Origin of the sequence: Oxalobacter vibrioformis, assembly GCF_027118995.1 — a bacterium.
Classification (GTDB): Bacteria; Pseudomonadota; Gammaproteobacteria; order Burkholderiales; family Burkholderiaceae_D; genus Oxalobacter; species Oxalobacter vibrioformis.
In genome coordinates this window covers 1287012-1301557 of the sequence record NZ_CP098242.1, presented here as the reverse complement: position 1 = coordinate 1301557, position 14546 = coordinate 1287012, and the positions used below count along the sequence as shown (strand labels likewise).

At 52.0% G+C, this 14546-nt stretch carries 13 protein-coding genes and 1 tRNA gene; 10 read left to right on the top strand and 4 right to left on the bottom strand.

The features are described 5' to 3' along the window. Positions 1-95 precede the first annotated feature (95 nt). The 6 genes from coaE (at position 96) to trpC (ending at position 4509) form a co-directional block, all read left to right on the top strand. Complete coding sequence (gene coaE, locus NB640_RS06420) at positions 96-737, top strand: dephospho-CoA kinase (protein ID WP_269310366.1); 642 nt, start codon at positions 96-98, stop codon at positions 735-737. Positions 738-812: 75 nt separating this feature from the next. Further along, the gene (gene zapD, locus NB640_RS06415) at positions 813-1562 is read left to right on the top strand and encodes a cell division protein ZapD (RefSeq protein WP_269310365.1); all 750 of its coding nucleotides are present in this window, start codon (positions 813-815) and stop codon (positions 1560-1562) included. A 4-nt stretch (positions 1563-1566) separates the two neighbouring features. Further along, the gene (locus NB640_RS06410; RefSeq protein WP_269310364.1) at positions 1567-1749 is read left to right on the top strand and encodes a DNA gyrase inhibitor YacG; all 183 of its coding nucleotides are present in this window, start codon (positions 1567-1569) and stop codon (positions 1747-1749) included. 286 nt (positions 1750-2035) lie between these two features. After that, on the top strand, positions 2036-2599 hold the full coding sequence (locus NB640_RS06405) for an anthranilate synthase component II (RefSeq protein ID WP_269310363.1): 564 nt from the start codon (positions 2036-2038) through the stop codon (positions 2597-2599). A 52-nt stretch (positions 2600-2651) separates the two neighbouring features. Further along, a complete protein-coding gene (trpD, locus tag NB640_RS06400; protein ID WP_269310362.1) occupies positions 2652-3686 on the top strand; it encodes an anthranilate phosphoribosyltransferase in 1035 nt (344 codons plus the stop codon). A 13-nt stretch (positions 3687-3699) separates the two neighbouring features. Then, the gene (gene trpC / locus NB640_RS06395) at positions 3700-4509 is read left to right on the top strand and encodes an indole-3-glycerol phosphate synthase TrpC (protein ID WP_269310361.1); all 810 of its coding nucleotides are present in this window, start codon (positions 3700-3702) and stop codon (positions 4507-4509) included. A 16-nt stretch (positions 4510-4525) separates the two neighbouring features. On the opposite strand, the gene NB640_RS06390 is transcribed toward trpC, so the two are convergent. The 3 genes from NB640_RS06390 to NB640_RS06380 all read right to left on the bottom strand — a co-directional run bounded on the left by NB640_RS06390 (position 4526) and on the right by NB640_RS06380 (position 11022). After that, entirely contained in the window at positions 4526-6355 is a 1830-nt protein-coding gene (locus tag NB640_RS06390) for a M61 family metallopeptidase (RefSeq protein ID WP_269310360.1), read from the bottom strand. 48 nt (positions 6356-6403) lie between these two features. After that, positions 6404-10153, bottom strand: coding sequence for a methionine synthase (gene metH, locus NB640_RS06385; protein WP_269310359.1), 3750 nt, complete (start codon positions 10151-10153; stop codon positions 6404-6406). 134 nt (positions 10154-10287) lie between these two features. Further along, complete coding sequence (locus NB640_RS06380; RefSeq protein WP_269310358.1) at positions 10288-11022, bottom strand: DsbC family protein; 735 nt, start codon at positions 11020-11022, stop codon at positions 10288-10290. Positions 11023-11119: 97 nt separating this feature from the next. Between NB640_RS06380 and NB640_RS06375 the strand changes: the two genes are divergently transcribed. From NB640_RS06375 to NB640_RS06355, 4 genes are all read left to right on the top strand, one after another. Beyond that, positions 11120-11195: transfer RNA gene (locus NB640_RS06375), tRNA-Thr, on the top strand. Positions 11196-11484: 289 nt separating this feature from the next. Further along, positions 11485-12207, top strand: a complete 723-nt coding sequence (locus tag NB640_RS06370) for a tyrosine-type recombinase/integrase (protein WP_269310357.1) — start codon at positions 11485-11487, stop codon at positions 12205-12207. 79 nt (positions 12208-12286) lie between these two features. Then, a protein-coding gene (locus NB640_RS13040) for an IS5 family transposase (RefSeq protein ID WP_408637931.1) occupies positions 12287-13062 on the top strand; the annotation gives its coding sequence in 2 pieces (ribosomal slippage) (positions 12287-12659 and positions 12659-13062; 777 coding nt in all). A gap of 31 nt (positions 13063-13093) precedes the next feature. Then, on the top strand, positions 13094-13621 hold the full coding sequence (locus NB640_RS06355) for a tyrosine-type recombinase/integrase (protein WP_332880238.1): 528 nt from the start codon (positions 13094-13096) through the stop codon (positions 13619-13621). A 271-nt stretch (positions 13622-13892) separates the two neighbouring features. Here the strand turns inward: NB640_RS06355 and NB640_RS06350 are convergent, their stop codons facing one another. Then, a complete protein-coding gene (locus tag NB640_RS06350) occupies positions 13893-14537 on the bottom strand; it encodes an HhH-GDP family DNA glycosylase (RefSeq protein ID WP_269310356.1) in 645 nt (214 codons plus the stop codon). Positions 14538-14546 lie beyond the last annotated feature (9 nt).

Below are 14546 nucleotides of genomic sequence, written 5' to 3'. Positions count from 1 at the left end.
GCGTTATAATTCATACAATCGCAAACAGGAATGACTGACCGGCCTATCGGGGACCAGCCTGTTTGTATCCGGATCAATTTACTCACAGGAAGGCTATGCCTGGCAGCCAAAACGCACAACCGGCTTTTTTTTCGCTTGGACTGACCGGCGGGATCGGCAGCGGTAAATCCACAGTCGCAGCGCTTTTTGCCGAACATGGCGCGGGTATTGTTGACATGGATGATATTGCTCACAGGCTGACGGCGCCCGGTGGAAAAGCGATGAACGTGATTCGCCGTGAATTTGGCGATGCCTATGTCAGTAAAGATGGTTCGCTTGACCGGGCAAGGATGCGCGAACTGGTTTTTCAGGAGCCGTCAGCCAGGGAAAAGCTGGAAAATATCCTGCATCCGATGATCCGCCAGCATGCCTGGGATCAGGCGGTGCAACTGAAAACAGATTATGTTATTTTTGTGATTCCCCTCCTGACCGAGCAGCCGGCCTGGCAGGAAATGGCGTCCCGAATCCTGGTGGTGGACTGTCCGGAAGCGCTGCAGATCAAGCGGGTGATGGCCAGAAGCGGTATGACACGGCAGCAGGTGGAATCCATTATGGCGACACAGGCAACCCGGGCAGAACGCAAGGCGATCGCAGATGATGTGATTCTCAATGACAATGCAGTGGAAAATCTGTCCGCCGAGGTGGGGCGCCTGGATGCGGAATATAAAAAAATCGCGCAAAAAGTGGCGGCAAGGTGAGATTTAAATTGAATTTTATGATTTGATGATTCAGAATCATGGGATGTTGGCAAGGACTATGGAAAAGGGCCCATTTTGATAATTTACGAATATCCTTTCAACGAACGGATACGGACGCTTTTGCGTCTGGAAGACCTGTATGAGCGCTTCCAGTATTTTCTCAGCCATGAGCATCCCTTGCAGCATCATGTGGCGTTGTCGACCATATTTGAAATGCTGGAGGTGGCAGGCCGCGCCGACCTGAAATCTGACCTGCTTCAGGAACTTGAGCGCCAGAAACAGACCCTTACCGGTTATCGTGTTCATCCGAATGTCCAGACGGATGTGCTGGATTCCGTGCTTGCCGAGGTAGAGCAAATCAGCAGTGCGCTGGTTAATACACAGGGAAAGACCGGTCAGACAATACGTGACAATGAATGGCTGATGAGCATTCGGGGCCGAACGATTATTCCCGGTGGCGCCTGCGAATTTGATTTGCCATCCTATTATGCCTGGCAGAAGAAGCCGGCAGAAAAGCGCCATCAGGATATTGAAAACTGGTTTGCACCCCTGATGCCGTTATTGAATGCCATCAGCATGGTATTGCGCCTCATGCGCGACTCGGGAACCCAGGTGACTATTGTTGCCGAGTCGGGCAGTTACCAGCAGATGCTGCAGGGAAAAACTTACCAGATGCTGCGCCTTAAACTGGATCCGGAACTTAATGCCATTCCCGAGGCCTCTGCCAATAAGTATATGTTATGGGTACGTTTCACCACACAGGATGGTGATATGAAACCCCGGCCGATTGAGCGGGATATTCCCTTTGAACTGATATTATGCTGATAGCATGGCAACGATAGTCAAATGCCCGGTTTGCAGCAGGGAAGTGGAATGGGTGGAAAAAAACACCTTCCGCCCGTTTTGCTCTGAGCGCTGCAAGCAGATCGATCTGGGTGCCTGGGCCGCGGAAAAATATACTGTTCCGGTTGCCGAACAGACAGAACACGGTGAAGAAAACGAACTGCCCTGATTTTTTTATCAATGGCCTGGCGGCTTTTTTGCGGATGAAGGTTTCATCTGCTTGCGAATGTTTCTGGATGGCGTATAATAATTGCCATGGTCAAGATAGATCAATTCGCAACAACACTCCTTTCTCAGCGCTGGCGTAAGCCAACTGCCTGACGATCCTTTGCGCCATTTCGGCGCGTAAAAATCCTGTTTTTAATTTCCTGCCGCGCATTGTTGTGCCTGCAGCCAGTTAAAAATCCGATCGCTCCGGGAAAGCCCACATTTCCCGAAAATCCATGGAGTGGCTTATGTTGCTGATGATAGATAACTACGATTCATTCACTTATAACCTTGTGCAGTATTTCGGTGAACTTGGAGAAGACGTACAGGTTTACCGGAATGACGCCATCACACTGGACGACATCGTTCAGCTTAACCCGGACAGAATCTGCATTTCACCCGGGCCCGGCGCACCGGATGGCGCCGGTATTTCCCTTGATGTCCTCCGCCAGTTTTCCGGCACTATCCCGATTCTTGGCGTCTGCCTCGGGCACCAGGCCATTGGCGCGGCGTTTGGCGGGAACGTGATTCATGCCAGACAGGTCATGCATGGCAAGGTCTCGCGCATTACCCATACCAATACGGGAGTTTTCCGCGGGTTGCCCAATCCCCTGACGATCACCCGTTATCACTCACTTGCCATTGAACGCGAAACGCTTCCTGAATGCCTGGAAATCACTGCCTGGACAGAGGATGGCGAAATCATGGGCGTGCGCCACAAGATGCTGCCTGTTCAAGGGGTGCAGTTTCACCCGGAATCCATTTTATCGGAGCAGGGGCATGCCCTGCTCAGGAATTTTCTGATTTCCTGAACGAAAACATGATGGGCTTGATGATTCAGATTATTTTTTAGGAAACCATATTATGTCTATTACCCCACAGGAAGCACTGGTGCGATGTATTGAACATCGCGAAATCTTTCATGATGAAATGCTGTTTCTGTTTCGCCGTATCATGAGTGGCGAAATGTCTCCCTTGATGGTGGCAGCACTGACAATGGGATTGCGGGTGAAAAAAGAAACCGTGGGAGAAATCGCTGCCGCGGCACAGGCGTTGCGGGAATTTTCTGTCAAGGTTGATGTGCCCGATACCGCCAATCTCCTTGATATTGTCGGTACCGGAGGCGATGGCGCCCATACCTTCAATATTTCTACGGCAGCCATGTTTGTTGCCGCGGCCTGCGGGGTGCGCATTGCCAAGCATGGCGGGCGCAGTGTGTCTTCCTCTTCCGGCAGTGCGGATTTGCTTGAAGCCTTGAATGTCAATATTAACCTGCCACCGGAACGTATTGCCGAATCCATTGAGAAAACAGGTATCGGCTTTATGTATGCGCCCAACCATCATTCCGCCATGAAGCATGCCCGGGTTGTCCGGCAGGAACTGGGTGTTCGGACCATATTCAATATTCTTGGTCCGCTGACCAATCCGGCTTATGCAGATAATGTCCTGATGGGAGTTTTTCACCCCGATCTTGTTGGTATTCAGGTTCGCGTGATGCAGAAAATGGGGGTCAAACGGGCAATCGTCGTCTGGGGGCGTGATAATCTGGATGAAGTTTCACTCGGTGCAAGTACCCTGGTCGGAGAGTTGTCAGACGGGCAGGTTCGTGAATATGATATCCATCCGGAAGATTTTGGCTTGCGCATGTTTGCCAGCCGGAATTTTGAAGTCAGTGATGCGGAAGAATCCAAAAAGCGGGTTCTGGAAGCGCTGGCCGGGCAGGGTGGCCCCGCGACCGATATCATTGCATTGAATGCCGCCACCGCGCTTTATGCCGCAAATCGGACGGCGTCCATCGCCGATGGGCTGGAAATGGCACGTGAGGCCATTGCTTCAGGCGCGGCAATAGCCAAGCTGGAGGAGTTTGTCTCCTTTACCCGGCTGGCAGAAGCACATTGATTTCGGAGAAAAAATGTCAGACATTCTGAACAAAATACTTGCCGTCAAACAGGAAGAAGTGAGTGCGGCCAAAAAATATCGCGCCCTGAGCAGCTTAAGGGAAGAGGTAGAAACGGATGCGGATATCCGCAAGGATCTGCGCGGATTTGAAAAAGCGCTGCGCGCAAAAATCCGGAGAAAAAAAGCCGGTGTGATCGCGGAAGTGAAAAAAGCCTCTCCGTCAAAAGGCGTGATTCGTGATCCGTTTTATCCGGGGGAAATTGCTGAAAGCTATGCCGGACATGGCGCGGCCTGTTTGTCAGTGCTTACTGACAGACTTTTTTTCCAGGGAGCGCCCGCGTATCTGCAGGAGGCGCGGAGCGCCTGTAATCTGCCGGTATTGCGCAAGGATTTCATGATTGATTTTTACCAGGTATATGAGGCGCGCCTGTGGCGTTCAGATTGCATTTTGCTGATTGTTGCGGCATTGGATCAGGGGCTGATGGTTGAGCTGGAAGCCTGCGCAATGGAACTTGGCATGGATGTGCTTGTAGAGGTCCATAATGCCGATGAACTTGAGCGCGCACTGCAACTGAAAACGCCGCTTTTGGGGATCAATAACCGTAATCTGCGGACATTTGAGACCTCATTGCAAAATACGCTTGATCTGCTTCCCCTGGTTCCATCGGGGCGGCTCGTTGTGACAGAGTCGGGTATTTTGGTACGGGAAGATGTCTCCCGCATGCGGGATGCCGATGTGCATGCTTTCCTTGTCGGAGAGGCTTTCATGCGTGCTCCCGATCCCGGAAAGGAACTGGCGCTGTTGTTTGACACGGCTTCGTAATGAAATGCCGTTTTATTCAGACATCTTCCCATTTTAGCCAGGAGCGCCGGGCTTCAATGGTTGGTGGTGTCTGGTCGGCCGACAGCGACAGGGTATAAAGCGGGGTGTCATCGGCTGCCAGTGTGACCTTGAATACCATCAGTTCGTCGCGACGGAAAGCGTGAATGGTGACAGGATCACCTACTCTGTACCGTGACAGGAGGTTGTCCAGGCTTGTGGACGGGCTTTCACCGGGAACCCGGATGCCGTCAACGGCAACGAGCAGATCACCCGCCGACAGGCCGGCGGCATGAGCAGCGCCCCCTTCATAAACATTGGCGATCTTGCACTCTCCTGCTGCGTGTACCACACGAATGTTCAGGCTGGCTTTCTGTCTTTTTGCCGGCTGGTTTTCACTGACGCCAAAGTGTTCGAACAGATGTCCCAACTGAAGCTCATCAGTACCATGAACATAACGCCTGAAAAAATCCTTCAGATCGAGTCCGGTTGCTTCTTCAAAGATCATTTCTGCTTTTTCGTCACTAATGCCCTTTTCCCGGGCTTCAAGTTCATGGTTATGACCATAACGTTGCCACAAAAGGCGCATGCCATCGTCAAGCGATTTTTCTCCATTGGTACGGATACGAATCGTCAGATCCAGTGCCAGTGCAACCAGTGACCCCTTGATGTAATAATTGATCTGCGCATTGGTGGCATTTTCATCCTGCCGGTAAAACTTGATCCAGGCATCAAAGCTGGCTTCGGCAATACTCTGTTTTTTTCGGCCGGCGGCGCGTTTGACATTGTTGATGGTTCGGGCGATGCGCTGCAAGTAAGTGCTTACATCAAAGAGGCCGCTGCGTACCACCATCAGGTCATCATAGTAGCTGGTGAAGCCTTCAAACAGCCATAACAGGCGGGTGTACGTTTCACTCTGAAGATCATAGGGGGCGAAAACCGCAGGGCGAATTCGTTTGACATGCCAGGTATGAAAGTACTCATGGCTGCACAGCCCAAGGAAGTTCTGGTATCCCTCACTCATGGGTGTAAGCGCTTCAGAAGACGGCATTTTGGCGGGCAAATCACTGCGGGCGCATAAGAGGGCTGTTGAGGCACGATGCTCCAGTCCGCCATATCCATTACCAATGGCCATGACCAGAAAGACATAACGGTCCATGGGCGGCTTTTCGGTTTCGGGCTCAAAAAAGCAGATCTGGGTTTCACAGATCCGGGTCAGATCTGAAACCACCCGATCCATATCCAGATTCGGTACCCGCCCGGTGATGGCGATTTCATGCCGGATGCCGCAGGCGTCAAAAACGGCCAGCGCAAAGGTTCCCATTTCCACCGGATGATCGATCAGTTCATCATATCCGCTTGCGATATATGTACCGAATTCATGACGTGCGGCATCCAGTTCCGGCAGGGAGGTTGCAACCTGCCAGTTTGCGTATGCCGGATCGGCCGGTTTTTTGATTTCCACAATGTGTGGTAGGTGCTCCTGCCCAATGACCCGAAGAAAAACACTGGTGCCATTAAAAAAACCATGTGTCTGATCCAGGTGTGCCCCTCTTACTGACAGATCCCAGGCATAGACATCGTATGCCAGTATCAGGGGAGCGCTTCCCGGAGGCGTACGCCATGTGTGCTTGTCCAGTTTTTCCGGCAAAATGTCTTCCTGGCTAGCGGTTGCCCGGATTTGCACGATATTCCGTGCAAATTCGCGGATCATGTAGCTGCCGGGGATCCATGCCGGAAGGGCAAAGCGCTGTCCGTCAGGATCGGGAGAATGGACGGCGACCGTAACCCTGAATAGATGTCCTGCCAGGTCATGCGGTGTAATCGTGTAATAGATTGCGTTTTTCATGGTTGCCGTCATCGTTGAATTGAACAGGATCAGACGTGAAAGGCCTGATCAAAGAATCGGGGAGAGCATGGATGCAACGTCCTCAATGCCAATCCGGCGCCGTTCGGCCATATCGATCGCCTGATCGCTGTCTATCCGCCCGACACTGAAATAATGCGCATCTGGGTGGGCAAGGTAAAAACCCGAAATCGATGACGCAGGTAGCATGGCCCAGGATTCGGTCAGTGTCATGCCGATCTGCTCACATTTCAGTATGCGGAAAATATCGGTTTTGACCGTATGTTCCGGACAGGCCGGGTATCCCGGTGCCGGGCGAATTCCCTGGTAGGCTTCGCGCCGCAATTCTTCGGGGGAACGCTGTTCATTTGGTGCATAACCCCACAGATCCTTGCGGACCAGTTCATGCAGGTATTCGGATAGCGCCTCAACCAGCCGGTCTGCCAGCGCCTTCAACATGATGTTACTGTAGTCATCAAGGGCCTTGTCAAAGCGTTCCAGCTGCTTTTCTATGCCAAGGCCTGTTGTAATGGCAAACAGGCCAATATAGTCGGCAATGCCGCTTTCTTTCGGTGCAATGAAATCGGCCATGCACTGGTTGGGGCGTTTAACACCATCAACCACGGGACGTTCTGTCTGTTGACGGACACCATACCAGGTGAAAGCCACTTCGGTGCGTGAGTCATCCGTATACACCGCGATGTCATCATCGTTTATGCTGTTTGCCGGCATAAGGGCAAGGGAGGCATGCGCTGTCAGCCATTGGCCTTCAATCAGCTTTTTCAGCATGTCCTGTGCGTCTGAAAAAACCTTGCCGGCGGTTTCGCCATGAACCGGATCACTCAGGATCGCCGGATAACCGCCGTGCAGGTCCCAGACATGGAAGAAGGGGCCCCAGTCGATGTATTGGGCAATGGTAGCCAGGTCAACATTTTTCAGGAGCCGCTGACCAATGTAACGAGGGCGGACAGGAGTATGGTCCCCCATAAAGGAAGGCCGCGCCTTGTTTTTTCGTGCCGCTTCAAGCGGGATCAGATCAAGCGGTTTTTTCTCGGCATGAAGGCGTCTGACCCGGTCATAGTCAGCCTTGAGTTCCTCGAGATATGTTCCCCGGGTTTCCGCGCCTAAAAGTGCCTGGGCAACGGTAACGGTACGGGAGGCATCCGGTACATAAATAACCGGTCCATCATAATTAAGCGCAATTTTGACAGCGGTATGCACCCGGCTGGTCGTTGCACCGCCAATCAGAAGCGGTATCTTTCGTGAGCGGAAATACTCGTCCCGCTGCATTTCGCTGGCGACATAGGCCATTTCATCCAGTGACGGTGTAATCAGGCCGGAAAGACCGATAATATCAGCCTGCACTTCTTTTGCCTTGGCCAGGATTTCTGCGCAGGGAACCATGACACCCATGTTTTCCACTTCAAAATTATTGCACTGGAGGACCACGGCAACAATATTCTTGCCGATGTCATGCACATCGCCTTTTACCGTTGCAATGAGGATTTTGCCTTTCGAGGCCGTGTCCCCTGAACGTTGTTTTTCTTCTTCGATGTAGGGAACCAGATGGGCGACCGCTTCTTTCATGACACGGGCAGATTTCACTACCTGGGGCAAAAACATTTTTCCCTGCCCGAAGAGGTCACCAACGGCATTCATGCCATCCATCAGCGGGCCTTCGATGACCTGGATCGGTTGTCCGCCCTTTTGCAGGATTTCCTGTAACACTTCATCAGTATCTTCGGTGATCCAGCCTGTCTGTCCATGTATCATGGCATGTGCCAGGCGTTTGTGGACAGGATCATTTCGCCATTCGAGGTTGCTTTCTTCTTTTTTTGCACCGGCACGGAACTGGTTGGCAACCTCGATCAAGCGCTCTGTCGCATCCGGGCGGCGATTAAGCACGACATCTTCCACGCGTTCGCGCAAGTCTTCCGGTATTTCGTCATAGACGCCAATCATGCCGGCATTGACGATGCCCATGGTCATGCCGGCAGAAATGGCATGGTAAAGAAAGACCGTGTGAATGGCTTCACGGGCGGCATCATTGCCGCGCAGGCTGAAGCTGACGTTGGAGACACCGCCACTGATCTTTGCACCGGGCAGATTGTTGCGAATCCACCGGGTTGCCTCGATGAAATCCACCGCATAGTTGTTGTGATCCTCTATGCCGGTTGCAACAGCAAAAATATTCGGGTCAAAAATAATGTCTTCAGGCGGAAAATCAACCTGCGTGACCAGCAGGTGATAGGCTCGCTGGCAGATGTCGATTTTTCGTTCAAACGTATCCGCCTGGCCCTGTTCATCAAAGGCCATGATAATGGCTGCGGCACCGTACCGGCGACACAGCCGGGCCTGCCGGAGAAATTCGGCTTCGCCTTCTTTCAGCGAGATCGAATTGACAATGGCTTTGCCCTGCAGGCATTTCAGGCCGGCTTCAATCACCTCCCAGCGGGAAGAGTCCAGCATAACAGGGATACGGGCAATATCCGGCTCTGACGCAATAAGGTTCAAGAAGCGTTTCATTTCAGCCACCGAATCCAGCATGGCTTCATCCATATTGATATCGATGACCTGGGCCCCGTTTTCCACCTGCTGGCGGGCAACCGTGAGCGCCTGGGCGTAATCGGCGTTCTGTATCAGGCGTGAAAAGGCCTTCGAACCGGTGACATTGGTGCGCTCCCCCACATTGACGAAAAGCGAATCATCATCGATGACAAAGGGTTCCAGTCCGGAAAGACGCATCGCTGGCGGGACATCCGGCATCGCTCGGGGCGGAAAATCGCGAACCGCCTGTGCAATGGCCTGGATATGGTCGGGTGTTGTGCCACAGCAGCCACCAACAATATTGACCAGCCCACTGCCGGCAAATTCTTTCAGAAGCGCCGAGGTATCGGCCGGCAGTTCGTCAAATCCGGTTTCACTCATCGGATTTGGCAGGCCGGCATTCGGATAAATGCAGGTGTAGGCATCGGCAATCCGGGAAATTTCTTCCACATACGGACGCATCAATGCCGCACCAAGCGCACAGTTCAATCCGATGGTCAGCGGTTTGGCATGACGAACCGAATACCAGAAAGCGGTGACGGTCTGGCCGGAAAGAATGCGTCCCGAGGCATCGGTTACCGTCCCGGAAATCATGATCGGCAGTTTGCCGCCATTTTCCTCAAAGTAGGTGTTGATGGCAAAAAGCGCTGCCTTGCAGTTAAGGGTATCAAACACGGTTTCAACGAGCAGCAGATCCACGCCGCCCTCGACCAGTCCCCGGACCTGCTCGGTGTAGGCTGCTACCAACTGGTCAAAATCGATGTTGCGTGCGCCCGGATCATTAACATCAGGTGAAATAGATGCGGTCTTTGGCGTTGGCCCGATGGAGCCGGCCGCGAAACGGGGATTTTCCGGCGTGGAAAATTTTTCGCAGGCTTCACGTGCGATTTTTGCGGATTCAACATTCATCTCATAAGCGAGATGCGCCATATGATAGTCGTCCTGGGCAACAGAAGTTGCACCGAACGTATTGGTTTCAATGACATCCGCGCCTGCCGCCAGGTATTCTTCATGGATGGCCCTGATGATGTGCGGCTGGGTCAGTGAAAGCAGCTCATTGTTTCCTTTGACAAAAAGCTCCCGGGTTCCGGCAGAGGGCGGTGCGGAAAAATCGGCAAAGCGTCCGCCCGCGCCACCGCGGTAATCTTCTTCTGTCAGGCCATATCGCTGGATCATGGTGCCCATGGCACCATCCAGAATCAGGATTCTTTTTGAAAGGATTTCACGAAGTTGTGCTTCAACTGATGAGATCATGTTCTGGCTTAATAAAGGCGAATGGCCATCGCCAGGCCATCCGGTTTTTCTGGGGTTTAGGTTGAAAATTATACTGCAATTGCGCGTAAGACAGGCATGAGGCCTGCCTGATGCATTTTTTCATAAAAAACGATTTATCTGATCGCGGAAAGTGCGTCAGTAAAATCCTCGGCAGATGGCATGCCAGTGATCCGTGAGCCATCCTTGAAGAAGATAACCGGTGTCCCGGTTATTTCATATTGTCGCGCCAACAGAAGAATCTCTTCATCGGAATAAACGCAATTGCTTGACGCTTCATCCGGTGGCGTTCCATCGATCATCCACGCATTCCATGCTGCGGTCCGGTTGGTCGAGCACCAGACATTTCTGGAGATGGTGCGCGATTTTTCGGAAAGAATATTCAGCGGGAAGACATAGACCGTCAAATTATCCACCCCTTTTAACATGCTTTCCAGGCGTTTGCAGTAGCCGCAGTTCGGGTCCGAGAATACGGCGATAACCCGTTCACCTTTGCCATTGACCTTTTTAATGGCTTTTTCAAGCGGCAGATCGGAAAAGCGTATCTTGCTGACTTCCTCTATCCGGTCCTGGGTATAATCCTGGCGGGTTTCGATATCGATGATGCGGCCGATAAAAAGATAGCGAGCCTTGCTGTCGGTATAGACGATCTTGTTGCCGACCTGGACTTCATACAGGCCGGAGAAAGGTGTTTTTTTGATGGAGGTGATGTTTTCTCCCTGTACAACGCGTTCCTGAATGCGCTTCTTGATGAGGCTTTCCTGCGCCGACGCATTTACCGCACAAAAGAGGATGCTGAAAAGGCCGGCTGAAAGCGCCAGGCATTTGATTTTGGTCGTCAAAAAGTTCATTTTCAATCCTGAAAGGTTTGGTTTGCCGCATTATACAGGTGCGTACCCCGATAACTGTGACAGAACCGCTTCTTTTTTTGCTACAATTCATCCTTTCGCTGATGTAGCTCAGTTGGTAGAGCAACTGATTCGTAATCAGTAGGTCCGCAGTTCGATTCTGCGCATCAGCACCAGAATATCATCCGGCAACATCCGGTGAAATCCAGAGGCCCCGCTAAAATTCTACGTTTCAGCGGGGTTTTTGTCCGAGGGCGTCCGATAAAGATTGCCTATATCCACGAAAATTGTCTATACTTTTGACTATATCTGAGTCTATATTTCGATTCCTCTCACATCGTTTACCAGGGCGGATGTGAGTTTTTGTGAAAACAGAATCGAACTCGACTGCAAAAAATCCGGGTTGTTTTTCACATAAAAAATGCCCGTTTTCGTATAGACAATTCCGCATGAGTGGATGGCCCCATGGCAACCAACAAACTGAAGCCCAAGTTCTGCGATAACGCACCCCCAGGCAATCACTTTGACGGTGAGGGCATGTACCTCATGGTGACACCGGCAGGCAAGAAATACTGGCGCATGCAGTGCCGCGTGAACGGCAAGAGAAAACTCCTGGCCTTTGGCCCCTATCCCAAGGTATCACTCGCACAAGCCAGAGAAGAGCGCAGGAAGGTCCAGGCACTGGTCCGGGACGGCATTGACCCCGTAGAGCAGGCAAGGCAGCAGAAAGCCGACAGGATTGCCGCTGACAGGGAACTGGTCAGGGAGGCCGGCAACACCTTTGAGCAAATCGCCCGGCGTCTCCATGCCAGCAAAGAGGGCAAGACTACGGAAGATACCCGCAACCGTATGCTTCGTCAGTTTGAAATACACGTCTTTCCGGAGATAGGCCACAAGAGCCTGCCGGAGATTGAGGGCAAGGAACTGATGGCTCTCTTTCGCGGCGTGGCCGACAAGACCAACCATGGCCGCAGGATGACGTACATGGCAAGACAGCTATGCCAGTGGTCGGCAGAGGTATATGACTACCGCCATGTTGAAGACATCAACTTCACGCTGAACCCCTGCCGAGTCATCATCAAGCACCTGCCGGCACACGACACGAAGCACATGGCCCGGATCAGGTTTCATGACCTTGGCAAGTTCATCAATGCCCTAGATAGTGTCTACATGAGATATAAGAGATAAAACTCCCTCTGTTTGCCAGATGGCAGATGTTATGAAGCGATGATCATTATAGGAAGACCACCCTTTAACAGGAGATTCCATGAGACCAGCGTACAGACGCCACGACATATCCGACCAGGCCTGGGCTTTACTTGAGCCCCACCTTCCAGGACAGCCTGGTCAATGGGGCAGGATAGCCAAAGATAACCGCACCTTCATTAATGCTGTATTCTGGATATTACGCACAGGCGCCCCCTGGCGTGATCTTTTGCCGGAGTACGGAAAATGGGGGAGCGTTCACCAGCGCTTCATCCGCTGGCGCGACAAGGGCATATGGGAGCGCCTGCTGGAAATCCTGATAGATGAGCCTGATTTTGAATGGCTTCTGATAGATGCAAGTCACATCAAGATTCACCCGCACGCGGCGGGGGCAAGAGGAGGCAACCAGGGCATGGGGCGCACAAAAGGGGGCTCAACTCAAAAATACATCTGGCCGTGGATGCGAATGGTATGCCGGTCAGATGTCTTGTCACATCGGGTACCGTTGCAGATTGTACGCAGGCTTCACGGTTAATGGATGGGATATCCCCTCGCCATCTGGTGGCGGATCGGGGTTATGATTCAAACGCCATTCTTGACCATGCAAAATCCCGCAACATCATACCGGTCATACCCCCGAAAAGAAATCGCAAGGAGAAAAGAAGCTACGATCGGCAGATTTATCAGAAGCGTCACCTGGTGGAAAATGTCTTTCTTTATCTCAAACGCTGGCGGGGTATTGCCACAAGATACGCAAAAAATCTCGCGACATTTGCTGCCGCTGTGCAGGTGCGCTGTATCGCCCTTTGGTTGAATGCGTTAACCATACTCAAGTAGACGCTATCTAGAGCAGTACAGCGGCTATCCCCTGACACGTGCGGCTATCTGGATGATGCTCTACACCGGCATGAGACAGGCCAGTATCAGGCGCGCCGTATGGAGGGACTTTGACCTGGACAATGCAGTGTGGAACCGGCAGCCGGAAAAGGCCGACAAAGAGGCGCATATCATTCCCCTGCCCAAACAGGCGATTGCCCTTCTGGAAGAGATCCGGCCCTTCACCGCACAGGGGCAGGAGGATTATGTTTTTCCGAGTGTACGCGCCACCTACCGCCCGATGAGCGAAGCTGCAATCAGCCAGGCCATCGAGCGCATGGGTTTTCCTATGGTCGGGCATGGCTTGCGCGGCGTTGTCAGTACTGGCCTGAATGAGTTGGGCTTCAATCCCCGGCTGGTGGAAGTGCAGCTTGGGCACAAGAAGACTGATGCGATTGAGGCTGCCTATAACGATGCCCGGCATTACAAAGAGCGTCAGCATATGATGCAATCATGGGCCGATTATCTTGACGGGTTGAAAAGCGGGAAGGTTGTTCCGCTAAGAGGGAATGCTGCATAAACATGCAGAGACTTTTTCTTGTCTGTTCAGGTCAGGGCAAAGGATTTGCTCCGCTGACCATTTCCATGACGTCACCTGGCACAGTTATATTAAATATAAACTGCGCCAGGTGACGTGTCCAATGCGGATTGAATCAGGCGCACGCTCCAGCACTTGATTGGCGACACAGAACCCTCTCCATGAACAACGTCCTTAACGCAATGAGCCAGTCAAGCCGGCTACGCTTTGGGGGTGATTTTTGACGATCTTGAGAATTGAGGGCGAGGGAGCGCTAAAAACCTAAGGCAAGCTGATGTTTTGTTGCAAATGCGGCCCGTCTCCAAAGCCATGCATCAAATTCACGTCTTGGTAGCTGGAGTAGGTCCGCGGCGCAGCAGAACGATTTTCTCAAGAAATCGTAGTCGCTGCTCAGAACCCCCGCACTCTTCGCGAATGAACGCACATGCCGATCAACCGCGATGGAATCAATGCCAACAAGACATGCCATGTAATCAACGGTCTTAGGGCCGATTCCATTAATAAATTGAATTGCAAAACAGAACTGCTCGTCTGTTAGTTCATCTCGCAAATCTTGAACGTCTTCAATGCCGTTTTTCTTCAGAAACAAAACTAATGCTTCGAAGCGAGTTACTTTTTCATGATGTCGCCAACCTAGAAATTCGCTAGTCCTTCGTTCGTGAATCAATTTAAGCAGAGCAGAAACCGTATTTATTTCTGGAAAATCTCGAAAAATAGCCTGTATACGTGGTCGCACGACATTTACATAATTAAGCCCGGCTTGGAGTACGGAGTCGGCAAGAACCGCTCCCAAGTGCTGGCATGTAGCTCTGGGAACTTTTTCCCCAAAAAGTGCACCCTCATCTTTTGCATGATCAGCAATACGGCGAGCTGCAAGTACAATTTCAATTGTCGACACTTTTTCTCC